Annotated in this window: 24 protein-coding genes and 1 tRNA gene; 10 read left to right on the forward strand and 15 right to left on the reverse strand. The window is 67.2% G+C overall.

All coding sequences use genetic code 11. The annotated features are described in order from the left end of the window. Window positions 1-3: 3 nt before the first annotated feature. The 3 genes from proB (at window position 4) to C0V74_RS11835 (ending at window position 2,562) form a co-directional block, all read left to right on the forward strand. The gene (gene proB, locus C0V74_RS11825; RefSeq protein ID WP_143251927.1) at window positions 4-1,137 is read left to right on the forward strand and encodes a glutamate 5-kinase; all 1,134 of its coding nucleotides are present in this window, start codon (window positions 4-6) and stop codon (window positions 1,135-1,137) included. Beyond that, window positions 1,134-2,054: an NAD(P)-dependent oxidoreductase gene (locus tag C0V74_RS11830; protein ID WP_246844880.1), complete on the forward strand. Its 921-nt coding sequence runs from the start codon at window positions 1,134-1,136 to the stop codon at window positions 2,052-2,054. The genes proB and C0V74_RS11830 overlap by 4 nt, the downstream gene beginning before the upstream one ends. A 91-nt stretch (window positions 2,055-2,145) precedes the next feature. Then, window positions 2,146-2,562 (forward strand): hypothetical protein, encoded by a 417-nt coding sequence (locus C0V74_RS11835; RefSeq protein ID WP_131624829.1) that lies wholly within the window; start codon window positions 2,146-2,148, stop codon window positions 2,560-2,562. A 1-nt stretch (window position 2,563) separates the two neighbouring features. Here C0V74_RS11835 and C0V74_RS11840 read toward each other — a convergent pair whose 3' ends face one another. The 9 genes from C0V74_RS11840 to C0V74_RS12950 all read right to left on the reverse strand — a co-directional run bounded on the left by C0V74_RS11840 (window position 2,564) and on the right by C0V74_RS12950 (window position 10,802). After that, window positions 2,564-3,364 (reverse strand): phosphoadenylyl-sulfate reductase, encoded by an 801-nt coding sequence (locus C0V74_RS11840; RefSeq protein ID WP_143251931.1) that lies wholly within the window; start codon window positions 3,362-3,364, stop codon window positions 2,564-2,566. After that, entirely contained in the window at window positions 3,357-3,824 is a 468-nt protein-coding gene (locus C0V74_RS11845; protein ID WP_143251933.1) for a DUF934 domain-containing protein, read from the reverse strand. Before C0V74_RS11845 ends, C0V74_RS11840 begins: the two co-directional genes overlap by 8 nt. Beyond that, window positions 3,817-5,451 carry a nitrite/sulfite reductase gene (locus C0V74_RS11850; protein ID WP_143251935.1) on the reverse strand — a complete coding sequence of 545 codons (1,635 nt, stop codon included), beginning with the start codon at window positions 5,449-5,451 and terminating at the stop codon, window positions 3,817-3,819. Before C0V74_RS11850 ends, C0V74_RS11845 begins: the two co-directional genes overlap by 8 nt. Window position 5,452: 1 nt before the next feature. Continuing rightward, the gene (locus C0V74_RS11855; RefSeq protein ID WP_143251936.1) at window positions 5,453-5,749 is read right to left on the reverse strand and encodes a DUF2849 domain-containing protein; all 297 of its coding nucleotides are present in this window, start codon (window positions 5,747-5,749) and stop codon (window positions 5,453-5,455) included. After that, the gene (gene cobA, locus C0V74_RS11860; protein WP_143251938.1) at window positions 5,746-6,516 is read right to left on the reverse strand and encodes a uroporphyrinogen-III C-methyltransferase; all 771 of its coding nucleotides are present in this window, start codon (window positions 6,514-6,516) and stop codon (window positions 5,746-5,748) included. Before cobA ends, C0V74_RS11855 begins: the two co-directional genes overlap by 4 nt. A 97-nt stretch (window positions 6,517-6,613) precedes the next feature. Continuing rightward, window positions 6,614-7,597 (reverse strand): mechanosensitive ion channel domain-containing protein, encoded by a 984-nt coding sequence (locus tag C0V74_RS11865; RefSeq protein ID WP_143251940.1) that lies wholly within the window; start codon window positions 7,595-7,597, stop codon window positions 6,614-6,616. Next, window positions 7,594-8,799 carry a cystathionine beta-lyase gene (metC, locus tag C0V74_RS11870; protein WP_143251942.1) on the reverse strand — a complete coding sequence of 402 codons (1,206 nt, stop codon included), beginning with the start codon at window positions 8,797-8,799 and terminating at the stop codon, window positions 7,594-7,596. The genes C0V74_RS11865 and metC overlap by 4 nt, the downstream gene beginning before the upstream one ends. Further along, window positions 8,796-9,644: a 3-mercaptopyruvate sulfurtransferase gene (gene sseA / locus C0V74_RS11875; protein WP_143251944.1), complete on the reverse strand. Its 849-nt coding sequence runs from the start codon at window positions 9,642-9,644 to the stop codon at window positions 8,796-8,798. The genes metC and sseA overlap by 4 nt, the downstream gene beginning before the upstream one ends. Window positions 9,645-9,677: 33 nt before the next feature. Continuing rightward, entirely contained in the window at window positions 9,678-10,802 is a 1,125-nt protein-coding gene (locus tag C0V74_RS12950) for a hypothetical protein (RefSeq protein ID WP_168194205.1), read from the reverse strand. Window positions 10,803-10,912: 110 nt separating this feature from the next. Between C0V74_RS12950 and queF the strand changes: the two genes are divergently transcribed. Beyond that, window positions 10,913-11,386 carry a preQ(1) synthase gene (gene queF / locus C0V74_RS11890; RefSeq protein ID WP_143251945.1) on the forward strand — a complete coding sequence of 158 codons (474 nt, stop codon included), beginning with the start codon at window positions 10,913-10,915 and terminating at the stop codon, window positions 11,384-11,386. Next, on the forward strand, window positions 11,383-12,762 hold the full coding sequence (gene fumC, locus C0V74_RS11895; RefSeq protein WP_143251947.1) for a class II fumarate hydratase: 1,380 nt from the start codon (window positions 11,383-11,385) through the stop codon (window positions 12,760-12,762). Before queF ends, fumC begins: the two co-directional genes overlap by 4 nt. Here the strand turns inward: fumC and xth are convergent. Continuing rightward, complete coding sequence (xth, locus tag C0V74_RS11900) at window positions 12,759-13,535, reverse strand: exodeoxyribonuclease III (RefSeq protein ID WP_143251949.1); 777 nt, start codon at window positions 13,533-13,535, stop codon at window positions 12,759-12,761. The two genes, fumC and xth, sit on opposite strands and share 4 nt — an antisense overlap. 545 nt (window positions 13,536-14,080) lie before the next feature. On the opposite strand from xth, the gene C0V74_RS11905 reads away from it, so the two are divergent. Next, complete coding sequence (locus C0V74_RS11905) at window positions 14,081-15,184, forward strand: NAD(P)-dependent alcohol dehydrogenase (protein ID WP_282595920.1); 1,104 nt, start codon at window positions 14,081-14,083, stop codon at window positions 15,182-15,184. Between the two features lie 13 nt (window positions 15,185-15,197). Here the strand turns inward: C0V74_RS11905 and C0V74_RS11910 are convergent. The 4 genes from C0V74_RS11910 to C0V74_RS11925 form a co-directional block, all read right to left on the reverse strand. Beyond that, window positions 15,198-15,273: transfer RNA gene (locus tag C0V74_RS11910), tRNA-Thr, on the reverse strand. 54 nt (window positions 15,274-15,327) lie between these two features. Next, window positions 15,328-15,681 carry a hypothetical protein gene (locus tag C0V74_RS11915; RefSeq protein WP_143251951.1) on the reverse strand — a complete coding sequence of 118 codons (354 nt, stop codon included), beginning with the start codon at window positions 15,679-15,681 and terminating at the stop codon, window positions 15,328-15,330. An 87-nt stretch (window positions 15,682-15,768) separates the two neighbouring features. Further along, window positions 15,769-16,644, reverse strand: coding sequence for a hypothetical protein (locus C0V74_RS11920; protein ID WP_143251952.1), 876 nt, complete (start codon window positions 16,642-16,644; stop codon window positions 15,769-15,771). Further along, window positions 16,641-17,963: a replication-associated recombination protein A gene (locus C0V74_RS11925; RefSeq protein ID WP_143251954.1), complete on the reverse strand. Its 1,323-nt coding sequence runs from the start codon at window positions 17,961-17,963 to the stop codon at window positions 16,641-16,643. The genes C0V74_RS11920 and C0V74_RS11925 overlap by 4 nt, the downstream gene beginning before the upstream one ends. 120 nt (window positions 17,964-18,083) lie before the next feature. Between C0V74_RS11925 and C0V74_RS11930 the strand changes: the two genes are divergently transcribed. The 3 genes from C0V74_RS11930 to C0V74_RS11940 are packed head-to-tail and all read left to right on the forward strand — an operon-like array spanning window position 18,084 to window position 19,567. Then, window positions 18,084-18,734 carry a PadR family transcriptional regulator gene (locus C0V74_RS11930; protein ID WP_246844881.1) on the forward strand — a complete coding sequence of 217 codons (651 nt, stop codon included), beginning with the start codon at window positions 18,084-18,086 and terminating at the stop codon, window positions 18,732-18,734. Then, window positions 18,731-19,051: a DUF2218 domain-containing protein gene (locus C0V74_RS11935; protein WP_143251956.1), complete on the forward strand. Its 321-nt coding sequence runs from the start codon at window positions 18,731-18,733 to the stop codon at window positions 19,049-19,051. The genes C0V74_RS11930 and C0V74_RS11935 overlap by 4 nt, the downstream gene beginning before the upstream one ends. A 45-nt stretch (window positions 19,052-19,096) precedes the next feature. Continuing rightward, the gene (locus C0V74_RS11940; RefSeq protein WP_143251957.1) at window positions 19,097-19,567 is read left to right on the forward strand and encodes a hypothetical protein; all 471 of its coding nucleotides are present in this window, start codon (window positions 19,097-19,099) and stop codon (window positions 19,565-19,567) included. On the opposite strand, the gene C0V74_RS11945 is transcribed toward C0V74_RS11940, so the two are convergent. Continuing rightward, window positions 19,564-20,721, reverse strand: a complete 1,158-nt coding sequence (locus C0V74_RS11945; RefSeq protein WP_143251959.1) for a glycosyltransferase family 1 protein — start codon at window positions 20,719-20,721, stop codon at window positions 19,564-19,566. The genes C0V74_RS11940 and C0V74_RS11945 overlap by 4 nt on opposite strands. A gap of 175 nt (window positions 20,722-20,896) precedes the next feature. Between C0V74_RS11945 and C0V74_RS11950 the strand changes: the two genes are divergently transcribed. Further along, window positions 20,897-22,027, forward strand: coding sequence for a phosphoserine transaminase (locus tag C0V74_RS11950; RefSeq protein ID WP_143251961.1), 1,131 nt, complete (start codon window positions 20,897-20,899; stop codon window positions 22,025-22,027). Window positions 22,028-22,058 lie beyond the last annotated feature (31 nt).

A 22,058-nucleotide genomic window follows, 5' to 3' on the forward strand; every position in this document is an offset into this window, starting at 1 on the left:
CCGATGGCGGTTACCGCGCTCTCCCATCTCGGCGCCGCGGAAACCTGTCCGCGGCTGGTGCTCAAGGTCGGCTCCGCCTTGCTGGTGGACCGCGCGGGCGCGGTGCGGCGCGAGTGGCTGTCGAGCCTTGCCGCCGAAATAGCCGAGAAGCGCCGTCAAGGGCAGGAAGTGCTGGTGGTCAGCTCGGGCGCGATCGCACTGGGTGCGCGGCGCCTGGGCCTGGCGCATGGCGGACGCGCCAGCCTTGCCGATGCCCAAGCGGCTGCGGCGGTCGGCCAGATCGCCCTGTCGGCCATCTGGTCCGAACTGCTCGAGGTGGAAGGGATTACCGCCGCGCAGCTGCTGTTGACCCTCGACGATCTGGAGGACCGCCGCCGTTATCTCAACGCATCGTCGACGCTGGCCCGATTGCTCGAGCGAGGAGCGGTCCCGGTGGTGAACGAGAACGACAGCGTCGCGACCGCCGAAATCCGCTTTGGCGACAACGACCGGCTCGCGGCGCGGGTGGCGCAAGCGGCAGGGGCCGATGCGGTGGTGCTGCTGAGCGACGTTGACGGGCTGTTCGACCGCGACCCGGCCGACCCTACCGCCGAACTCGTACGCGAGGTGAGCGGGATCGACGAGCAGGTTCGCGCCATGGCCGGCGGCTCGTCGGGCTCCGGCATGGGATCGGGCGGCATGGTGTCGAAGCTGCAGGCGGCCGAACTCGCCGGGCGCGCCGGTATCGCGCTGGCTATTGTCAACGGCACCCATGCGCGTCCGCTGTCGCGCGCCATCGCTGCGGATCGGGGAACCCTGTTCCAGCCGCAACGGCGCGACGGCGGGCGCAAGGCATGGCTCGGTGGGCGGCTGGCCCCGGCGGGAGTGCTGACGGTGGACGAAGGCTGTGCCGCTGCCCTTGCCGAAGGTGCGAGCATTTTGGCCGCCGGGATCACGGCGGTCGATGGCGACTTCGCGCGCGGTGATCTGGTGACAGTGCATGGCCCCAAGGGCGATCGGCTTGCCCAGGGGCTGGTCGAGTATTCGGCCGGCGAATGCCGCGCCATCGCGGGGCGGAAAGCGAGCGAGCAGGCGGACTTGCTCGGTTACGCCTCGCGCGCGGCGGTGGTCCACCGCGATCACATGGTCCTACTGTGAGCGCGCCGCTGATCGCCCTCACCGGCGGCACCGGGTTTGTCGGCAAGGCCACCTTGGCCGCGCTCGCCCGGCAGGGCTATCCAGTCCGCGCGCTGGCGCGCACGCTGCCTGCCGACCGATCCGGCGCCACGGAGTGGGTTCGCGGAGACCTTGCCGACCGGCCAGCGCTCGACCGGCTGGTTGCCGGGGCGGAGGCGGTGATCCATGTCGCCGGGCTGACCACCGCGACCGAGGCCAGCGCATTCGAAGCCGCCAACGTAGCGGGCACGCTCGCGGTGATCGAGGCCGCCGCGCGCGCTGGCGTTCCGCGGTTCATATTCGTCTCATCGCTATCCGCGCGGGAGCCGCAGCTGTCGGAGTACGGCGCCTCCAAGGAGCGCGCCGAACGGCTGGTTCGGGCCAGCGGTCTCGACTGGACGATCGTGCGCCCCCCCGGCGTGTACGGCCCGTGGGACGTCGACTATCTCGAGATGTTCAAGCTCGCAAAAGTGGGGGTGGTCCCGGTGCCGCCGCCCGGGCGCAGCTCGCTCATCCACGTGCAGGATCTCGCCGAACTGCTGGTCGCTCTCATTCCCGGGGGGGAGGGGGTCAGTCACCAGCTGTTCGATCCGGACGACGGGCATCCGGGAGGCTGGTCTCACCGGGAGCTCGCCCGGGTGATCGGCTGGGCGGTCGGGAAGCGGCCGTGGGTGGTGCACCTTTCGCGCGGCCTTCTCGGCGCCGCATCGCGCGCGGATCGGCTGCTCCGCCGATCCCGCGCGCGACTGACCGCGGACCGGGTGGGTTACATGCTGCACCCTGACTGGCTCTCGGACGCCAAGCGGGCAGTGCCTCCCGAGCTCTGGCGTCCGCGCATCCCCACGCGCGAAGGGCTGCGAGCGACAGCGCGCTGGTACCGCGACAAGGGCTGGTTGTGAGACGGTTGGACAGCGGGCAGCAGCGCGCATAGCGTCTGCCCCGGACCACGAGTCGCGCTGTTGCAGACTCGTGGACACAAGGGGAGATCCGATGCGCCAACTCTTACTCATCGCTTCACTGGCGGCGCTTGCCGCCTGCAACAACAACACCGCGCCAGCCGACGCCGAGAGCGAGGCCACCGCTGACGTCGCGGCCGCATCCACGCCGGCGACCGCGCCAGCAATGGCAGCCGATGGCAAGGACCCGGTCGGCAAGTTCCGCATCACCACGTCGGATGGCCGGGTGGTCGAAGAAGAGGTGAAGGCCGACGGCACTTACGTCAGCACCGCCGATGGCAAGACCGTCGAGACGGGCCGCTGGGTTCAGAAATCGCCGACCACCTACTGTTACACCAAGACCGGCGAGACCGCGGAACAGTGCAACACCGAAAGCGTCGATGCCAAGGGCGTGTGGACCACCACCGGCCCGGACGGGAAGACCGCGACCGTCGTGCGGCTCGGCGCCTGAACTAGAGGAACGGTTCGAACCCCGGCGGCAGTTCGCCGTCGGGGCCGAGCTGGACAGGCGAGTGGATGCCGCACTCGGTCTTGTCCCAACCCTTCCATCGGCCCGAACGCGGATCGTCACCGTCCGCCACCTGGCTGGTGCACGGCATGCAGCCGATGGATGGATAGCCTTCGGCCACCAACGGATGAGGCGGCAGGTCGTGCGCCGCGATATAGGCGGCAAGATCGGCCGCCTGCCAATCGATCAGCGGATTGATCTTCAGCCGGCCCTGGGCATCGGCGGTATCGACTTCGAACCGCGGCAGGTTCGCCCGCGTGCTGGACTGGAACGCCTTGCGCCCAGTGAGCGAGGCGTCGAACCGGGCCAGCGCTTTTTCCAGGGGGCGGACCTTGCGGATTTCGCAGCAGCCATCGGGATCGTACGACCAGCGAAGGCCGCTGTCGTCACGCGCCGCCAGGTCAGCCGGGTCCGGCTGAAGGATCTGCAGGTTTGAGAGTCCCAACCGCTCGACCAGCTGATCGCGGTAGGCCAGCGTTTCGGGAAAGTGCTTGCCGGTGTCGAGGAACAGCACGGGCGTTGCCGGATCGACCTGCCCGATCAAGTGCAGCAGCACGGCGCTCTCGGCACCGAAGCTGGATACCACCGCAACATCGCCGGCAAGCCGGTCCTTGAGCACCGCGTCAAGCACCGCGGCGGTGTCCGCCCCACGAAACATGCGGTTGAGCCGGATCGCGTCCGAGTCGCTGAAGCGGGGTCCGGTGTCGATCCGGTCGCGCACCCGGTCCATGGCGGGGTCAGCCATGACGCAGACGCCAGATCGGGATACGGTCGTCGGCCGCTGGAACATAGACGTGATCCCACCGGGTCAGCGCGATCTCCGCGTCCCGCGGGTCGATCGGCTTGTCGGGCGCGAAGCTGTCGAACCCGCAGCGGCGCATGAAGAAGATAAGGTCGACCAGCACGTCGCCGGTCGCCTTGATCTCGCCGGTGTAGCCCGCTTCACGCAGCATCCGCGCGGTCGAAAAACCGCGCCCGTCACGGAACTTGGGGAAGTCCACTTCGACCAGCCGCACCCGTGACAGGTGCGGGTACAGAACGGTCACGTCCTCGCCGGCTTCGATGCGGACGGACACCGCCTCGTCCTGCTCCAGGAACGCATCGAGCGACACTGCCGGTTCGTCGGCCGCCACATCGTCGCGGAAACGCAGACCGGCCGCGTATTCTTCGGTCGCGGCGGGGGTGGGGTTGCCGGACTCAGCCATAGATCGCCTCCTTGAACCCTTCCATGCCGACGCGGCGGTATGTGTCGATGAATCGCTCCCCGCCTTCGCGCACCACCCGGTAGTGCTCGACCGCGCGTTCGACCGCGTCAACGATGCCGTCCTCGTCAAATCCAGGCCCGGCGATCTTGGCCTGGCTGGTGTTCTCGTCGCCTGAGCCGCCGAGCAGGAGCTGGTAGCTTTCGCTGCCCTTCCGGTCGACGCCCAGGATGCCGATGTTGCCGGCGTGGTGATGCCCACACGCATTGATGCAGCCCGACACCTTGATCTTGAGCTCGCCGATGTCGGCCTGCCGCTCCGCCTCGGCAAAGCGCTGCGCGATCTTCTGTGCGACGGGGATGGAACGGGCGTTGGCGAGACTGCAGTAATCGAGCCCCGGACAGGCGATCACGTCGGTCACCAGATCGAGATTGGCATCGGCGAGGCCAGCCGAGACCAGCGCTTGCCAGACCACGAACAGGTCCGCCTTGCGCACGTGCGGCAGCACCAGGTTCTGCGCGTGGGTGGCGCGCATTTCGTCGAAGCTGTACCTCTCCGCCAGGTCGGCCACGAGGTCCATCTGCTCGGCCGAGATGTCGCCGGGGATGCCGGCGGGGGGCTTCAAGCTGATGTTGGCGATCGCATAGCCCGGCTGGTTGTGCGCGACCACCTGCCGCTCCACCCAGCGGGCGAAGGCCGGATCGCTGAGATCGATGGTATCGCTCAGCTCCTGTTCGTAGGCGGGCGGGGTGAAGTAGGCGGCGATGCGATCGTATTCGGCCTGCGGAAAGTCCTCGTCCAGCAAAAGGAAATGCGCGAACTCTTCCTCGACCTGGCGGGTGAATTCTTCCTGACCCAGGTCGTGCACGAGGATCTTCATCCGCTGCTTGTGGATGTTGTCGCGCCGCGCATGGCGGTTCCACACCCGCAGCACCGCCTGCAGATAGCTGAACAGCTGGTTGGCCGGCAGGAATTCCCGGCTGCGGTAGGCAATGAACGGGGTGCGCCCCATGCCGCCGCCAAGAAAAACCTCGAACCCGGTCTCGCCCGCCGGATTGCGGACGATGCGCAGCGCAAAGTCGTGCCAGCGCAGCGCCACCCGGTCTTCCGGCGAAGCGATGATCGCGATCTTGAACTTGCGCGGCAGGTAGCTGAATTCCGGCATGAACGTGGTCATCTGCCGCAGCATCTCGGCCCACGGGCGCGGGTCGATCACTTCGTCCGCCGCAGCGCCCGCATAGTGATCGGAACTGACGTTGCGGATCGATTCACCGCTCGTCTGGATCGCGTGCATCTCCACCGTGGCGAGGTCCGCCAGGATGTCCGGCGCCTCGGCCAGCTTGATCCAGTTGTACTGGATGTTCTGCCGGGTGGTGAAGTGGCCATACCCGCGGTCATATTTGCGCGCGATGTGCGCCAGCATGCGCATCTGCCGGCTGTCGAACGTGCCATAGGGAATGGCGACCCGCAGCATGTAGGCGTGGAGCTGCAGATAGAGACCGTTTTTCAGCCGCAGCGGCTTGAACTGGTCGTCGTCCATCTTGCCTTCGATGCGGCGGCGGACCTGGTCGCGGAATTCCTCAACCCGGGTGTCGACCATGGCCTGGTCGTATTGATCGTAGCGGTACATGTCAGATCACCCATTCGCGTAGGTCAGGATCGGCGGGCTTGATCATGAGGTCGGACCGCACGGTCGGGCCGAGCGCGCGCACGCGGTCCTTGATATGTGCCGGGCGCACGCCCTCGGCAGTTTTCTCGCCGTCGATGATGTAGGGATTGTTGACGCGGCAGGTCGCGGTCTCGCGTGCCATGATCGCTTCGGCATCGGCGCCGGCATCGACCGCATCGGCCACATGGAGCGACCAGTCGACCCCCGTCCACCAGGTGACCGCCCCTGTTTTCAGGTCGTTGCCCGTGATGATCCTCATGCCGCATACTCCGCAATTGCCGCGATGGTGGCGTCCTCGCGCGCCGTGACTTCACCGATCACGATCAGCGCCGGGCTCTTGACCTGCTCGCGCTCGACCAGGTCGGGCAGGGCGGCAAGCGGCCCCCGCAGCACGCGCATGGTCGGACGAGCGCCATTCTCGAGCACCGCCAGTGGCATGTCCGGGGCAAGGCCGTCACTCATCAGCTTTTCAGCGATCTGCGGCGCGGTCTTCACGCCCATGTAGATCACCAGGGTGCGACCCTTTCCGGCAAGCCCGGCCCAGTCCTGCTCCGCCAGGCCCTTGCACTGGCCGGCGACGAAGCTGACGACGCTGGACGCGTCGCGATGTGTGAGCGGGATTTGCGCGGCGGCCGCGGCACCGTTGGCGGCGCTGATGCCGGGGACGACCTCGACGGTGAGACCGGCGGCACGGCAGGCTTCCGCCTCCTCGCCGCCGCGGCCGAACACGAACGGATCGCCGCCCTTCAGCCGCACGACGCTGCGCCCGGCGCGGGCGGCGCGAACGAGCAGCGCATTGATCTGGTCCTGCGGCAGCGTGTGTCGTGCGCGGCTCTTGGCGACGGAGATCAACTCGGCCGCCGGGTTCACCATCTCCAGCACCGCCCGATCGACCAGCCCATCATGCACCACCAGCTCGGCGCGTTCCAGCAGCCGCGCGGCGCGCAGCGTCAGCAGGTCGGGATCGCCGGGGCCTGCGCCCACGAGATAGACTGTGCCGTTAGTATCCGGGCCGGTTGTTTTCATGACACTTGATTGGGCACGGGCTGTCACGCCTGCCAGCCAGATTGCCTGTCAGAGCGGGTAGGCGAAATTTCGATAGCTTGGGTAGCCGCCCGAAAAGCTACGCTTCCGGCTTGTCGATCCGTTGCGAAATGGCCGCCACCAATTGCTGGAACTGCTCGTTGTCGCGCAGATTGAGGTCGCGCTGCGGAAAGGGGATCTCCACCCCGCTTTCCTGAAACAGCTTCCACAACCGTTTCAACACGTCGGAACGCACGTTGCCGACGCCTTCTTCCGGGTCATCGATCCAGCAATGGATCACGAAATTGACCGAGCTGTCGCCATACGCTTCCAGCCAGACCACCGGCGGCGGCGTGGTCAGCACGCGCCGCGCGCTTTTCGCCGCCTCCAGCATCAGCTTCTCGGCGAGGTCGAGGTCGCAGCCATAGGCGACCCCCACGGGAACCTGGATGCGCACGTTCTTGGACGAATACGACCAGTTTTCCACTTGGTTGACCATCAGGTTTTCATTCGGGATCAGGTATTCGCGCTGATCGCGAGTGGTCAGCGAAACCGCGCGAATGCCGATCTTGCGGATCTGGCCGAAGTTCATGTTGCCGGCCGAATCCGCGATCGCGATCACGTCGCCCGGCTTGATCGATCGGTCCATCAGCAGGATGATGCCCGCGATCAGGTTGCCGAAGGTCTTTTGCAGGCCAAAACCGATCGCGAGGCCAAACGCACCCGAAAAGACCGCAAGCGCGGTCAGATCGATGCCGAGAATGTCGATCCCCAGCAGGATTGCGAGCGCCCACACACCGATAGTGATCAGTTTTTCCGCCAGCAGCCGCTGGGTGGTGTCCAGCCGCGTCATTCGCCGCAGCAAATGGCGGGCCCCCTTGCTGATGAACCACGCCGCGACCCAGACGGCGATGATGATCGCCACGAACACCAGCGCGTCCCACACCGACACGCGGGAACTTCCGAGAGTGACGGCCAGGCTGTCGAGCGTGTCGACGAACCCGCCAACAGTGCCGCTTTGTCCCGCCACGGCGTCTCGCAAGCCATCCGCGGCGCGAACGTCCCTATCTCCAGGCGCGGTCATGTGTTCTCCATGGCGGCGAATGCCTGTGCGAGATCCTCGATCAGATCACCTGCGTCCTCCAGCCCGATCGACAGTCGCACGCCAAGCTTGTCCTGGCTGGGCCAGTCCGCCGGCGGCCACGCTGTGGCGGACCGTATCGCCGCCGGGTCGAACGGGGTCACCAGGCTTTCGAACCCTCCCCAGCTGAAGCCGATCCCGAACAGGCGCAGCGAGTCGATAAAGCGTGCGCGGGCGGCCGCGTCGCGGCCATGGAGCACGAAGCTGAGCAGCCCGCAGCCGCCGGTGAAGTCGCGTTGCCAGATCGCGTGACCGGGGGAGCCGGGCAGCATCGGGCACAGCACGCGCGCCACCTCGGCACGGTCCTGCAACCACTGCGCGATCGCGAGTGCGGAGGCAGTGCTCCGCTCCAACCGCAAGCCCATCGTTCGCAGTCCGCGCAAGGCCAGCGCGGCGTCGTCGGGGGAGACCACCTGGCCCAGGCTTTGCGCCGTCTGCCGCAACCGCGCGTGCCAGCGTTCGCCGGCGCTGGCCGAGCCCATCATTAGGTCCGAATGTCCACCCACGTGCTTGGTGAGGCTCATCACCGAGATGTCGCACCCACTCGCCAGCGGCTGGAACCCGAGCGGGCTGGCCCAGGTGTTGTCCATCACGCTGACAGCGCCCTTGGTATGGGCGATACGGGTGAGGACGGGGACGTCGCATACCTCCATCGTCAGACTGCCGGGGCTCTCGATCATCACTCCGCGGGTCCGCTCGCAGAAGGCGGCTTCGTAAGCGGGCAGGTCGAGCGGATCGAAGAACCGCGCCTCCACCCCCATGCGCGCGAGCAGCCCCTTGGCCATCAGCCGCGTGGGTTCATACGCATTGTCCGTCACCAGCAGCACATCGCCCGGCCGTAGTACCGCGAGCAACGCCCCCGCGATGGCCGCGACCCCGCTGGGATAAAGGACGGTGCCCGCCGCGCCTGCCTCCAGCTCGGTTAACGCCTCAGCCAACGCCCACTGCGTCGGTGCTCCGCGGCGCCCGTAGAAGAAATGCCCGTCCGCGTTGTGGTGCTTGCCGGCTTCCAGCGCGGCCATGTCCGCGTAGAGATGCGTGCTGGCGCGCCAGACGGGAGGGTTGACCACCGGTCTCGTCCACTCATGACGCCGCCCGGCTTCGACCAGGCGGGTGGCGGGCTGGCGATCGGGCGCCTTGCTCAAACGGGCGCCCCTGTTTCCTTCGGTGTGTCAGGGTCCGCGCCCCATTCGCTCCAACTGCCGTCATAAAGCGCGGCATTCTCCACTTCGAGGAGGTGGAGGGCGAACAGCAGGACGGAGGCGGTGACGCCGCTGCCGCAGGTGGTGACGATCGGGCGTGCCAGATCGATGCCAGCGCGTTCAAACGCGGCGCGCAGTTCGCCCGGCGGTCGGAAAGTGCCATCGCTCCGGTAGAGGTCGCGGAAGAACAGGTTGCGCGAGCCGGGGATGTGACCGCCCGACAGCCCGTGGACAGCGTCTGCTGTCTCGCCGGTGAAGCGCGCTCCGTCGCGCGCGTCGAGCACCTGTTCGTTTCCGCTGGCGATGTTGGCCAGCATATTCTGCTTGCTCCGGACGCGCTGCCAGTCGGCTTCGCGCTCATCAGGCGGGGTGCGCGCTGGAAAAGTGGCCCCCGATGCCAGCGGCCTGCCTTCCGCCTTCCACTTCGCCAGCCCGCCATCGAGGATGGCGACCTGGGTCATGCCGTTCATGCGCAGGATGAACCACGCGCGCGCCGACGTCTTCACGTCGCTATCGTCATAGATCACCACCCGGTCGTCGCGGGCAATGCCGAGTTCGGCCAGGCGCTGTGCGAACTGGGCCGCGGTCGGCAGAGCGTTGGGGACCGCGGAGGTGCTGTCCTTTAGCGTCGGCAGGTCAAGGAACAGAGCACCGGGAATATGGCCCGCGGCATATTCCGCCGCAGGATCGCGTCCGGCTGCGGGAAGATGCGTGGAGGCATCGACGATCTTCAGATCGGATGCATCAAGCTCGCGGGCGAGCCACTCGGTCGATACCAGGCTGTCCATGCCGGGAAGCCTTGCCGCCTGGCGGCGAGCGGGTCAATCGAGCGCGTGCTGGCTCACCGCGCTATAGGTTTGCGGCATCTCGTCGAGGCGGAACGGCTGGAGCCGCCGGCTCGCGCCCCCCGAAACGCCCACGACAAATGTCCGGGCGATCGGCGACACACTGTCGGCTTCGGCCCGCACCCGGAGCAGCGGAACATAGACCACCGCCTTGCCGTGGGGGATCGGGCGGATCTCGCTGACCGGCAGGCGCAGCTCTCCGGTAAACTGGACCGATGCGCCGGGGTCGAGCTGTTCGAATGTCTTAACCTGCGCCAATGGCACCTGCGGGTCGGCCAGCTGCTGATCCGTCGGGATCCGGGCGTGCGCGGTGACCAGGTCCGCGCCCAGGCGGAGGTCGCGCAGCGGTTGCGCACTCCGGTTGGTGACCACCATTTCATAGCTGAGGGTGGCAAACATCATGCTGCGCGACAGGCGCACGGCGCGCGCCTCGATGGTCAATTGCGGACCGGTCGCGGTCAGGGGAGGCGCAGCGGCAAGCGTCGGCCCGGGCGCGGCCGGCACGCGCGGCCGCTCGATCTCCACCGACGGTGCTTCCGCGGAACTGCGACGGCGCCACCACAAAGCTGCGGCAGCGCCAGCCAGCACAAGCGCACCGGCCAGCGCGTAGAGCCAGCCCGGAAGCCCCTCCTCCTCAGCCGGTGCAGTGGGCAGGGGAGCCGGCAAGGGAGTGGCTGCCGCACCCGGCAGCGGCGCGGACGGGAGCGTCTCCGCGGCGGCGGGGGCGATCGGCGATGGGCTCGCGGTAGCGGCGGGTGACAGCGGCTGCTCGGCCGTGGTCGTCACGGGCGGGGCGGTTCGCGGAGGTAGCGGGTTGCTGGCGGGCGAGGCTACTGGCCGCGGCGCGGGGGCAGTGGTGGCGCGCGGGGTGGGCGCGGGCGTCGGCGCCGGCGTGGGGCGCGCGGAAGGGACCGGCGTTGGGGTGGGCGTGGTGTCGCGCGGCCGGGTCAGGATCGGCGCATCAGGATCCACCGGTCCCTGGATGTCGGTCGGCGTCGGCGTGGGCGTGGGCAGCCGGAACCCGCCCGGCGCGGTCTGCGCGGCCAGCGGAGCTCCGGCGAGTGCTAACGCGAGCAGACTGATGGGGGCGAGGTGTCTCATGGCTCCGGTAAGCAGCGGCGTCTTAAGCGTCGACGGCGCTGAATAGGCACTGAATTGGGCAAGTCCACAGCCGCCTTGAACCCTCCAGTGATAAAGCCCAGATGCGCGGCATGAGCGACACACCCCTTCCGCCAGCTTCCGGGCCGCTGCACCTCGGCCAGGCGAGTTCGCTGCCCGCTTCGCCTGAGGAGGCGGTGCTCGATTACGTCCCGAACCCCCGCCGCGAGGGGCTGTACCTGGTGCGGTTCGCGGCGCCGGAGTTCACCTCGCTGTGTCCCGTGACCGGGCAGCCGGACTTTGCGCATCTGGTGATCGACTATGCGCCGGGTGAGACGATCGTCGAATCGAAAAGCCTGAAGCTGTTCCTCGGCAGCTTCCGCAATCACTGCGGGTTTCACGAGGATGTGACGGTGGGCATCGGCCAGCGGCTCGCACAAGAGATGCAACCTCGCTGGTTGCGCATCGGCGGCTACTGGTATCCGCGCGGCGGCATTCCGATCGACGTTTTCTGGCAAACCGCTGGGCCCCCGGAAGGGCTGTGGGTGCCGGATCAGGGCGTCGCCAGCTACCGGGGTCGGGGATGAACGCGACCCGCACCGAAAGCGACACCTTCGGACCGATCGAAGTTCCGGCCGATCATCTATGGGGGGCGCAGACCCAGCGGTCATTGCACAACTTCCGCATTGGCGGCGAGACGATGCCGGTGCCGCTGATCCGGGCGGTGGGTACGATCAAGCGGGCGGCAGCGGAAGCAAACCGCGAACTGGGCGTACTCGACGGCGGACTGGCGGATGCGATCGTCTCCGCCGCGCAACAGGTGATCGACGGCCAGCTGGACGGCGAGTTTCCGCTGGTCGTGTGGCAGACCGGATCGGGCACCCAGTCGAACATGAACGCTAACGAGGTGATCGCCAATCGCGCGATCCAGCTGCTCGGGGGCCAGATCGGATCCAAGCAGCCGGTCCACCCGAACGACCATGTCAACATGAGCCAGAGTTCGAACGACACGTTCCCCAGCGCGATCAACGTCGCGGCGGCGGGCGAGGTGGTGCGGCACCTGCTGCCGGCGCTCAAGGCGATGCACGCCGATCTCGCCGCCAAGGCCGATCAGTGGAGCGACATCGTCAAGATCGGGCGCACGCACACCCAGGACGCGACCCCGCTGACGCTGGGGCAGGAGTTTTCCGGCTACGCAGCCCAAGTGGCCGCGGGGATCGAGCGGATCGAGCTGACGCTGCCCGGGCTGTACGAGCTGGCGCAAGGCGGCACGGCGGTGGGCACCGGCCTTAACGCACCCGCTGGGTTCGCCGAAGCCGTGGCGGAGCGGATCGCGGCCATCACCGGCCTGCCGTTCGTCACCGCGCCCAACAAGTTCGCCGCGCTGGCCGGGCAGGACGCGCTGGTGTTCGCGCACGGGGCGCTCAACGCGCTCGCGGCCGCGCTGTACAAGATCGCGAGCGACATCCGCCTGCTGGGTTCCGGCCCGCGGTCCGGCCTGGGGGAACTGGCCTTGCCGGAAAACGAACCCGGCAGCTCGATCATGCCGGGCAAGGTCAACCCGACGCAGGTCGAGGCACTGACCCAGGTCTGCATCGAGGTGTTCGGCAATCACGCCGCGCTGACGTTCGCCGGCAGCCAGGGGCAGTTCGAGCTCAACACCTATCGCCCGGTGATGGCGTGGAATTTCCTGCGGTCGGTGCGGCTGCTGGCGGATTCCGCCGAAAGCTTCACCGAGCACCTGCTGAAAGGGTTGGAGCCGCGGCGGGACAACATTCAGCGGGGGCTGGAGAACTCGCTGATGCTGGTGACCGCGTTGGCGCCCGAGATCGGTTACGACCGGGCCGCGGCGATCGCCAAGCAGGCGCACAAGGAAGGCTCTACCTTGCGCGAAGCGGCGCTGGCGAACGGGGTGAGCGGAGCCGACTTCGATCGGCTCGTCCGGCCGGAGACCATGGTCTAGCCGTCCGCCAGCTCGATCCACACCGGCGCGTGGTCGCTGGTTTTCTCCCAACTGCGCGCTTCGCGATCCACCTCGGCCGCGCGGAGCCGGTCCTTGAGCGACGGGCTGAGCAGGAAGTGGTCGATCCTCAGCCCGGCGTTGCGCGCAAAGGCATTTCGGAAGTAGTCGAAGAAAGTGTAGATCGTCTCGTCCGGGTGCAACGCGCGCACGGCATCGGTCCACCCCTGATCGACCAGCCGGAACCACGCGTCGCGCACTTCCGGCGCGAACAGCGCGTCGTCGAGCCAGCGTTCGGGTTTGTAGACGTCGCGTTCGGTCGGCATGACGTTGAAATCGCCCAGCAGCAGCACCGGCAGATCGCTCGCGATCAGTTCGGCGGCGTGGGCGGTCAGGCGTTCGAACCATCGCAGCTTGTAATCGAACTTGGGGCCGGGGCGGGGGTTGCCGTTGGGGAGATACAGGGCGCCGAAGATGATGCCGTTGATCGCTGCTTCCAGGTAACGGCTCTGCTCGTCCTCGGGATTGCCGGGCAGGCCGCGCCGCGTTTCGTGTATCTGGCCGACACGGCTCAACAGCGCCACCCCGTTCCAGCGGCTCTGCCCGTGCCAGAGGACATCGTACCCGAGCCGGCGGATGGGTTCGGCGGGGAATTTCTCGTCCGGAGCCTTGAGTTCCTGCAAGGCGACGACGTCGGGCTTCGCCTGCTCCAGCCAGCGCAGCAGCACCGGCAACCGGCCGTTGACCCCGTTCACGTTGTAAGTTGCGATCTTCACGTCGCCTCAACGCCCTGGCTGCCGCAACGGTGCCCGGCAGCTGGAACGAACCGCTCCCTCACGCTGGTTCGGCGCACTCCGCCACCGGCTGTGCGAGTGGGCGATGCGAGGGAGGCGGTGCCGGTTACGGGAGGTGCTCTTCCGCAAGATTCCTTCGGGATCGCAATAGTCTCATCGGCGAGACAGTTCCCCTGATGACGCCGCTCTACCGTGTTCACATAGCGCATGTTGCGATTATCGCTGCGAAGCTGAGCGTGAAGTTGAAGGGCCCGATGTTGATCGATGCCGGCAGGGGAACTGGCAAGGACCCGCTGTCTCCATCGCGCCGCGCCAGGCGGATGATGCGGCATGTCACCGCAGCGATCTGCAAGCGATAGCCCGCGTCTAATCGTGACCTTCGAAATTGCTGCGCAAAGACCCGCGCAGCAGTCCGCCGGCCGCTGGACTCCCCGACGCTAGCCGCGATGCAAACGCCGCAAGCACGTTGAAGGTGGCGTCGATCCGTGGAAAGCACACGACCAAGCAACTCAGCAAGGAGCGGTCCCGTGGCGATCCAGACCAACGAATACCCGGCGCGGGGCTATGCAGCCACCTCGCCCGAAAGCGGCATGGCGCCCTTCCGCTTCAACCGGCGTGGCTTGCGGGACAATGACGTACTCATCGACATCACCCATTGCGGCATCTGCCACTCGGACCTGCACACCGCACGGAATGATTGGGGCCGCACCGTGTACCCGGTGGTGCCGGGGCACGAGATTGTTGGCACCGTCAGCGCGGTCGGCGATGCGGTAACCATGCACCGCCTTGGCGACCGGGTGGCGATCGGCTGCATGGTCGACGCCTGCCTTGAGTGCGACCACTGCAAGGCGGGGCTGGAGCAGTACTGCAAGAACGGCATGACCGGCACGTACAACGGGAAAGATCGTCAGGACGGGTCAATCACCTTCGGCGGTTATTCGGACCGGATCGTCTGCCGGGAAGAATTCGTGCTCAAGGTCCCTGAAGCGTTGGCCTCCGACGTAGCCGCCCCGCTTCTTTGCGCCGGGATCACGACGTATTCGCCGCTGCGACAGTGGAAGATAGGGCCCGGCAGCAAAGTGGCTGTGGCGGGGCTGGGCGGCCTTGGTCACATGGGTGTGAAGCTTGCTGTAGCCATGGGCGCCGAGGTCACGGTGCTGAGCCGCAGCGAAGACAAGCGGGCGGATGCACTCGCACTCGGCGCCCAGCACTTCCTGATCACGACCGACAAGGCCGCGATGCGCGCTGCGGGCGGACAATTCGACATGGTGCTGAACACCATCCCCGTGCGCCACGATGTCGCACCTTACCTCCTGCTGTTGAAGATCGATGGCGTGCAGGTGCTCGTCGGAATGATCGACAAGATGCCGGAGCTGCACACCGGCATTCTGCTCGGGCGCAAGATCCTCACCGGAAGCGGTATCGGCGGACTGGCGGAAACACAGGAGATGCTCGAGTTCTGTGCGGAGCACGGCATCGCGCCGGAAATCGAGACGATAGCCATAAACACGGTCAACGACGCTTACGACCGGATGGAAGCGAGCGACGTCAAGTATCGCTTCGTGATCGATATGGCTTCTCTCGCCGAAGGGTCAGACCCACTAGGCCGTGGAGCGTCCGCTGCGCTGTAAGCCACTGATAATATGGTGCCGGCTGCAGGATTCGAACCCGCGGCCCCCTGATTACAAATCAGGTGCTCTACCAACTGAGCTAAGCCGGCGCTGACCAATGGTCGGGCGGCCTTTGCGACAATTGCCGGCCAAGGTCCAGAGGGTCAGCGCTTGGCGAGGGCGCGGGCGATCAGCAGGTCCAGCACCAGAAAACCGGCGACTGTCGCCAGTGAAGCTTTCGCCACCCGGCCCTTGTCGCCAGTCGCTTTGGTCGTCGCGTATCCGGCGGCACCGAGGTCCAGCACATCCCCGGCGGCGCGGGCCAGGAACGGTAACGGGCTGCGCGGAGCGGCCAGCACGCCGACCCCTGCAGCGATCTCACGCGCGCCAAAGCCGCGCACGACGTTCTTGCCTTCCGGCACACCATGCGCCCGGGCGATTTCGCGCCCTTTCAACAATTCCGCGGCACCAAGGGCGAGGGAAAACCAGCCGATCGGCTTGGCGAGACGGGCGAGCATGGGAAATCTCCTTGCAGGTGAACGCATCGTGCAAGTCCAACGGCGCAGCCAATCGTTTCGATCCGGTCATTGTCTCGACAGTGCGGATCAGCGCGCGCCGAACGTCCATCCTTCGGTGCGGGCGATGGCGTCCGTCATCGCCGGCGGGTTCCACAGTGCCTGGTCATCCGCCACGGCGCGCAGCCAAGCGGCGGCCAGCAGGGCATCCGAGCGGTGATCGTCGATCGGCCCGCGCCCCCGCACAGGCTTGCTGTCGACGGCGGCCAGCGCATCATTCAGTTCGGCGAAGGACCTGAGCTTGCTGCGGCTGGCGTTACGCCCCGCCGCGATGGCGGCAATCGTGGTGTAGATCTCGACCACCACCGATCCGTGGGCGGGAAGGGGGTCGAACGGCCACAGCGGCACCCGTCCGCTGAGCCGGTGCAGCACGCGCATGCCGGTCAGGCTCGCCTTGCCTACCTGGCTCGCGCCGACAAGATTGAAATTGCTGGTCGGGCGGCAACCGAGCGCGATCTGGCCGATCCGCTCGGTCACTCGCAAGCGGCCGATGCCGCCGCCGAACAGGTCGCCTTCGCGCCCGCCGTGCCGCCGGTAGTGACGCGAGACTTCTGCGTGATCGACGAAGCTGCCGGCGCCCAGATGCGGGTCGCTCGCGCACAAATCCTCGACCAGCGCCCACAGCGCGCGCGCATCGGGCGGGCTGTCAGGCCAGCCGGGAAAATACGCCCCCTGGTCGGCAAATGCGAGCGAGCCGGAGATGTCGATGCCAAGCAACGTGCCGGGCGGCATGGTGCGGGCGATCCATTCAGCGACCTCGACCCGCGACCACCGGTGGCCGGGGCGCACGATGCGCGGGGCGCGATCCCCCGCATCGCAGATCGCCAGCGCTATTCCGGCGTGCCGCTCCCCCGCGGCGCCGGACCAGTCGATCGCCGCGAAGTGCTGGAAACGGCCGGGCGTCACCCGCCCTGCCGCTCGGCGCGCAGCTTGTTCCAATGGTCGATCCGCCGGCGCACTTCACGTTCGAACCCGCGGTCGGGGGGATCGTAATACGTCTGCCGCGTCATTTCCTCCGGCCAGTAATCGGCGCCGGAGAAGCCACCGTCAGCATCGTGATCGTAGGCGTAGCCCTGACCATATCCGATGTCCTTCATCAGCTTGGTCGGCGCGTTGAGGATGTTCTGCGGCGGCATCAGGCTGCCGATCTCCCGCGCGCTCTTCCACGCGGCCTTCTGCGCCTTGTAAGCGGCATTCGATTTGGGCGCGGTGGCACAATAGAGGCACGCCTGCACGATCGCGAGTTCGCCTTCCGGACTGCCTAGAAAGTCGTAGGCGTCCTTGGCCGCCAGGCATTGGACGAGTGCCTGCGGGTCGGCGAGGCCGATGTCCTCCACCGCGGCGCGCACCAGCCGGCGCAGCACGAACAGCGGCTCCTCCCCCGCGACCAGCATCCGCGCGAGGTAGTACAGCGCCGCGTCGGGGTCTGAACCGCGCAACGATTTGTGCCACGCGGAGATGAGGTTGTAGTGCCCCTCTCGATCCTTGTCATACACCGCCACGCGCCGCTGGAGAAACCGGCCGAGACCGGCCGGATCGAGCGGCTTCCCGATCCGCGCGGCGTAGAGCGTTTCCGCCTGGTTGAGCAGGAACCGGCCATCTCCGTCCGCGCTGGCGATCAGCGCCTCGCGTGCCGCGGGTGTCAGAGGCAGAGGACCTTCGAGCGCTTCGGCCTTGTCCAGCAGATCGCCTAGCGCCTGCGCATCGAGGCGGTGCAGGATCAGCACCTGGGTGCGGCTCAGCAATGCGGCGTTGAGTTCGAAGCTCGGGTTCTCGGTCGTCGCGCCGACCAGCGTCACCGTGCCGCGTTCGACGAAGGGCAGGAAGCCGTCCTGCTGCGCGCGGTTGAAGCGGTGGATCTCGTCCACGAACAGCAGCGTGCGCTGGCCCGCTTCGGCGGCCTTGTCGGCTTCGGCGAAAGCCTTCTTCAGATCGGCCACGCCGGAAAACACCGCGCTGATCGCGACGAACCGCATCCCGACGGCATCGGCCAACAGGCGGGCGATGCTGGTCTTGCCGGTGCCCGGAGGACCCCACAGGATCATGCTCGAAAGGCGCCCGGCGGCGACCATCCGGCCGATCGCGCCCTCCGGTCCGGTAAGATGCGTCTGGCCCACCACCGCATCGAGTGCGCCGGGGCGCAGCCGGTCGGCCAGCGGTGCATCCGCGCGAGGCTCGTCCGACGGGATCGGCGGCGCGACGGTTTCGGGGAAAAGGTCGGGCATGCGCCAGCTACATAGGAAATCACCGTGGGGTGCGGGAGGGGTCTTGAAAACCGATGTGTCGAAGATATATCGTGACGTATCTTATAGGAGACAATGATGCGACATGGGTATGAGCGCGACGTGCGTCGCGCATTCAAGGCGGCGATGGCGGCCAAGATGGCGGGCAAGCTGGCGGGTGGCGGCTGGGGCGATGCCGATGGTCCGTTTGGCCCCGATGGCCCCTTCGGACCCAAGGGCCCGTTCGGGCGGAGCAGCCCGTTCGGCCCCGGCGGACCGTTCGGCGATGGCGGCGGGCGCGGCGGCCGGCGCGGGAGGATGTTCGGGCAGGGCGAGTTGCGCCTCGCCTTGCTCAAGCTGATCGCCGATCAGCCGCGCCATGGCTATGAACTGATCAAGGCGATCGAGGACCTGACCGGCGGCGATTATGCGCCCAGCCCCGGCGCGGTGTATCCCACGCTGCAGCTGCTGACCGACGAGGGCGCGATCGCGGAACAGGCGGACGACGCCTCCGCGCGCAAGCTGTTTACCGCGACGGAGCAAGGGCGGCAGGAGCTGGCCGACAAGGCGGACGAAGTGGACCGGGTCTTCAGTCGCCTGGCCGAACATGGCGAACGCCAGCACCGCGGCCGCTCTCCGCACCTGTTCCGCGCGATGGGTAACCTTGGCAGCGTGCTCAAGAACAAGGCCCGCGCAGGTCAGCTCGACGATGAGGCGGTGCATCAGATCGTCGATATGATCGATGAGATGGCCAAGCGGATCGAACGCCTGTGACCGTCAGCAGCACCGCGCACGTGCCGACCGCCAGTGGATCGAAATACCTGCAACAGCTGTGCAAGCACTGGCAGCACAACCTCGACGTCCAGTTCGACGAGTCGCGCGGGACGATCGTGTTTCCCCACGATGCGCGGGGCGCGAACTGGGCGGGCGACGGCACCGTGACGTTGATCGCGCACGACGCCGCGCTGGAGTGCCGGATCGACGCCAGCGAACCAGGTCAGCTTGACGGCCTAAAGGGTGCTCTTGCGCGGCACCTCGATCGGTTTGCCTTTCGCGAGGCTCCACTGCGCTTCAACTGGTCGGAGCGCTGAACGCGTGGTATTCTTCACCGGGGTCGCTTCTCGGGGGAGGATAGCATGACCGACATGGCAGCGCAGGAGCGGATCCTGACGACCACGCGCGGATCGGCGCCGTGGCATTTGTGGGCGGTGGGATTCTTGTCGCTCGCGTGGAACGCGATGGGCGCCTTCGACTATTCGATGACGCATATCGGGGGCGCCGATTATCTGCGGCAGATGCAGATGGGTGACGACGTCATTGCGTGGATCTCGGCGGTGCCCGCATGGGCTACGGCGGGCTGGGCGCTTGGCGTCTGGGGAGCGGTCGGGGGTTCTATCCTCCTGCTCGCCCGCAGCAGGTTTGCCGTCGCTGCGTTCGCAATCTCGTTAGTCGGGGTGCTGGCGATGACGATCTACACGCTCGGCCAGGCGGCGCCTGCGTCGATGAGCACGCCGGGTGCGCTGGCGTTCGAGTGGGCGATCAAAATCGTCGCCGTGCTGCTGCTGTTTTACGCATGGGCCATGCAGCGGCGCGGGGTTCTGCGTTAGACGCGGTTCGCTTCGACCAGGCGGAGGTACACATCCGCCACCGCCTGGTTGATTGCGTCCCACGAAAAATCGCGGCTGCGCAATTCGCCCGCGGCGCCGTGCGCGGCTCGCAGACCAGGTTCGGCGATATAGCGGGCGATCGCGTCGGCATACCCTTCGACCACTTTGCTGTCGGGCGGGACAAGGGTTCCTGAAACGCCGTTCTCGACCAGGCTGGTGCTGCCGGTCGCGCCGGCCGCGACCACCGGGAGGGCGCTGGCCATCGCTTCCAGAGTGACGTTGCCGAACGTTTCGGTGATGGACGGATTGAACAACAGGTCCGCGCTCGCGAGCGCCTGGCCCAGCGCCGCGCCCGCGCGGAAGCCGATGAAGCACGCCTCTTCGCCGAGCTGCTCCCTGAACCACCCGCGCGCCGGACCTTCGCCGATCACCAGCACCTTGTGCGGCACCCGCCGCGCGCGCAGCAGCGCAATGGTCTCGGAGAACTTGTCGAGCCCCTTCTCCATCACCAGCCGCCCCAAGAACGCGATCACCACGTCGTCGGGCGCAAACCCGAGTTCGCGCCGCCAGGGCAGGTCCCGCTTGTCCGGGCCGAAGATCGTCCGGTCGACGCCCCGCGACCAGATCGAGACATCGGCGTTCATCCGTTGTTCGCGCAGCACCTGGACCATGGATTGCGACGGCGCCACCAGCGCGTCGCAACGGCGATAGAGCCGGCGCAGGATCGCTTCGACCAGGGGTTCGGTGAAACCCATGCCATAGTAGCGCGGGTAGGTTTCGAACCGGGTGTGGACCGACGCCAGAACCGGGATGCCCCGCTTGCGCGCCCAGGTGACGGCGCGATGCGAGACGAAATCGGGTGACGAGATGTGGAGGATGTCCGGCCCGAATTCCGCCAGATCACGGCGAATTTCGGCGGTGAGCGACAGGGGAAAGCGGAACTCGCCGCGCCCCGGCAGCGGCACCGACGGAATGGACACGAGATCCCCCGTCGGCGGGAAGGCGGGTTCCGGCACGGTCGGTGAGTAGATCCGGACGCGGGCACCCTGCCGCAGCAGGTACTCCACGAGGCGGTTCAGCGCCTGGTTCGCACCGTCGCGCACCATGTTGTAGTTGCCGCTGAACAGCGCGATCTTCAGGTCAACGGGCTTCATCGCCGCGCCCATACGCACTCGGTCCGCTTTTGGCGAGAGCAAGCAACTGGCGCAAAGCAGGACCACCTCGCCGCATACTATCGCGCCATCCTTGACTCGCTGCGCCGCAACATTACTGCGGCCGGCGGGCCACGCGGTCCCAACGCCGCGCGTGCTCTCTGTAAGGAGAGACTACATGACCGATACCCTGCCGCCGCCGGCGCACAAGCCGGCGCGCCCGTTCTTTTCCTCCGGTCCCTGCGCGAAGCCGCCGGGCTGGTCTCCCGACAAGCTGAACACTGAATCGCTCGGGCGGTCGCACCGTTCGAAGATCGGCAAGGCGCGCCTGCAGCTTTGCATCGACCTGATGCGCGAAGTGCTGCAAGTGCCCGACACCCACCGGATCGGCATCGTGCCCGGATCGGATACCGGGGCCGTCGAGATGGCGATGTGGACGATGCTGGGCGCCCGCCCGGTGACGACCATCGCCTGGGAAAGCTTTGGCGAAGGCTGGGTCACCGACGCGCTCAAGCAGCTCAAGCTTGATCCCACGATTATCCGTGCCGATTACGGCCAGCTGCCCGATCTCGGCCAGGTGGACTGGTCGCACGATGTGGTGTTCACCTGGAACGGCACCACCAGCGGCGTGCGCGTGCCGAATGGGGACTGGATCGCGGCCGACCGCGAAGGCCTGGCGATCGCCGACGCGACCAGCGCCGTGTTCGCGCAGGACATCGCGTGGGACAAGGTCGATGTTCTCACCTTCAGCTGGCAGAAGGTGCTCGGCGGGGAGGGGGCGCACGGTGTGCTCATCCTCGGGCCGCGCGCGGTGGAGCGGATGGAAAATCACACGCCCGAATGGCCGCTGCCCAAGGTGTTTCGCCTGGTGTCGAAGGGCAAGCTGGCCGAGGGCGTGTTCAAGGGGGAGACGATCAACACGCCCTCGATGCTCGCGGTCGAGGACGCGATTTTCGCGCTGGAGTGGGGCAAGTCGCTTGGCGGATTGCAGGCGCTCAGGGCGCGGGCCGATGCCAATGCCGCGGCGCTCGACGCGATCGTGCAGGAGCGTGGCTGGCTTGGGCATCTTGCGTCCGATCCGGCGACGCGCTCAAACACCAGCGTCTGCCTGACGGTCGAAGGCGCGGACGAGGTGATGATCAAGACGATGGCCAAGCTGCTCGAAGAGCAGGACGCCGCGTATGACATCGCCGGATACCGCGATGCCCCGCCGGGCCTGCGCATCTGGTGCGGAGCCACGGTCGAGACCGCCGATATCGAGGCGCTCGGTCCCTGGCTCGACTGGGCCTACGCCAGCGCTCGCCGCTGATCCGTCGTCCCAGCGCAAGCTGGGACCGCGT

This window comes from Altererythrobacter sp. TH136 (assembly GCF_007065885.1).
Classification (GTDB): Bacteria; Pseudomonadota; Alphaproteobacteria; order Sphingomonadales; family Sphingomonadaceae; genus Tsuneonella.

Excerpts from the sequence above, each read along its gene's own strand:
- cobA (WP_143251938.1), bottom strand. The coding sequence starts at position 6,516 with ATGAAAACAACCGGCCCGGATACTAACGGCACAGTCTATCTCGTGGGC.
- C0V74_RS11940 (WP_143251957.1), top strand. The coding sequence starts at position 19,097 with ATGACCGACATGGCAGCGCAGGAGCGGATCCTGACGACCACGCGCGGA.
- C0V74_RS11865 (WP_143251940.1), bottom strand. The coding sequence starts at position 7,597 with ATGACCGCGCCTGGAGATAGGGACGTTCGCGCCGCGGATGGCTTGCGA.
- C0V74_RS11835 (WP_131624829.1), top strand. The coding sequence starts at position 2,146 with ATGCGCCAACTCTTACTCATCGCTTCACTGGCGGCGCTTGCCGCCTGC.
- C0V74_RS12950 (WP_168194205.1), bottom strand. The coding sequence starts at position 10,802 with ATGAGACACCTCGCCCCCATCAGTCTGCTCGCGTTAGCACTCGCCGGA.
- C0V74_RS11855 (WP_143251936.1), bottom strand. The coding sequence starts at position 5,749 with ATGAGGATCATCACGGGCAACGACCTGAAAACAGGGGCGGTCACCTGG.
- sseA (WP_143251944.1), bottom strand. The coding sequence starts at position 9,644 with ATGGACAGCCTGGTATCGACCGAGTGGCTCGCCCGCGAGCTTGATGCA.
- C0V74_RS11945 (WP_143251959.1), bottom strand. The coding sequence starts at position 20,721 with ATGAAGCCCGTTGACCTGAAGATCGCGCTGTTCAGCGGCAACTACAAC.
- C0V74_RS11925 (WP_143251954.1), bottom strand. The coding sequence starts at position 17,963 with ATGCCCGACCTTTTCCCCGAAACCGTCGCGCCGCCGATCCCGTCGGAC.
- C0V74_RS11845 (WP_143251933.1), bottom strand. The coding sequence starts at position 3,824 with ATGGCTGAGTCCGGCAACCCCACCCCCGCCGCGACCGAAGAATACGCG.
- C0V74_RS11950 (WP_143251961.1), top strand. The coding sequence starts at position 20,897 with ATGACCGATACCCTGCCGCCGCCGGCGCACAAGCCGGCGCGCCCGTTC.
- fumC (WP_143251947.1), top strand. The coding sequence starts at position 11,383 with ATGAACGCGACCCGCACCGAAAGCGACACCTTCGGACCGATCGAAGTT.
- C0V74_RS11840 (WP_143251931.1), bottom strand. The coding sequence starts at position 3,364 with ATGGCTGACCCCGCCATGGACCGGGTGCGCGACCGGATCGACACCGGA.
- queF (WP_143251945.1), top strand. The coding sequence starts at position 10,913 with ATGAGCGACACACCCCTTCCGCCAGCTTCCGGGCCGCTGCACCTCGGC.
- C0V74_RS11915 (WP_143251951.1), bottom strand. The coding sequence starts at position 15,681 with ATGCTCGCCCGTCTCGCCAAGCCGATCGGCTGGTTTTCCCTCGCCCTT.
- proB (WP_143251927.1), top strand. The coding sequence starts at position 4 with ATGGCGGTTACCGCGCTCTCCCATCTCGGCGCCGCGGAAACCTGTCCG.
- C0V74_RS11850 (WP_143251935.1), bottom strand. The coding sequence starts at position 5,451 with ATGTACCGCTACGATCAATACGACCAGGCCATGGTCGACACCCGGGTT.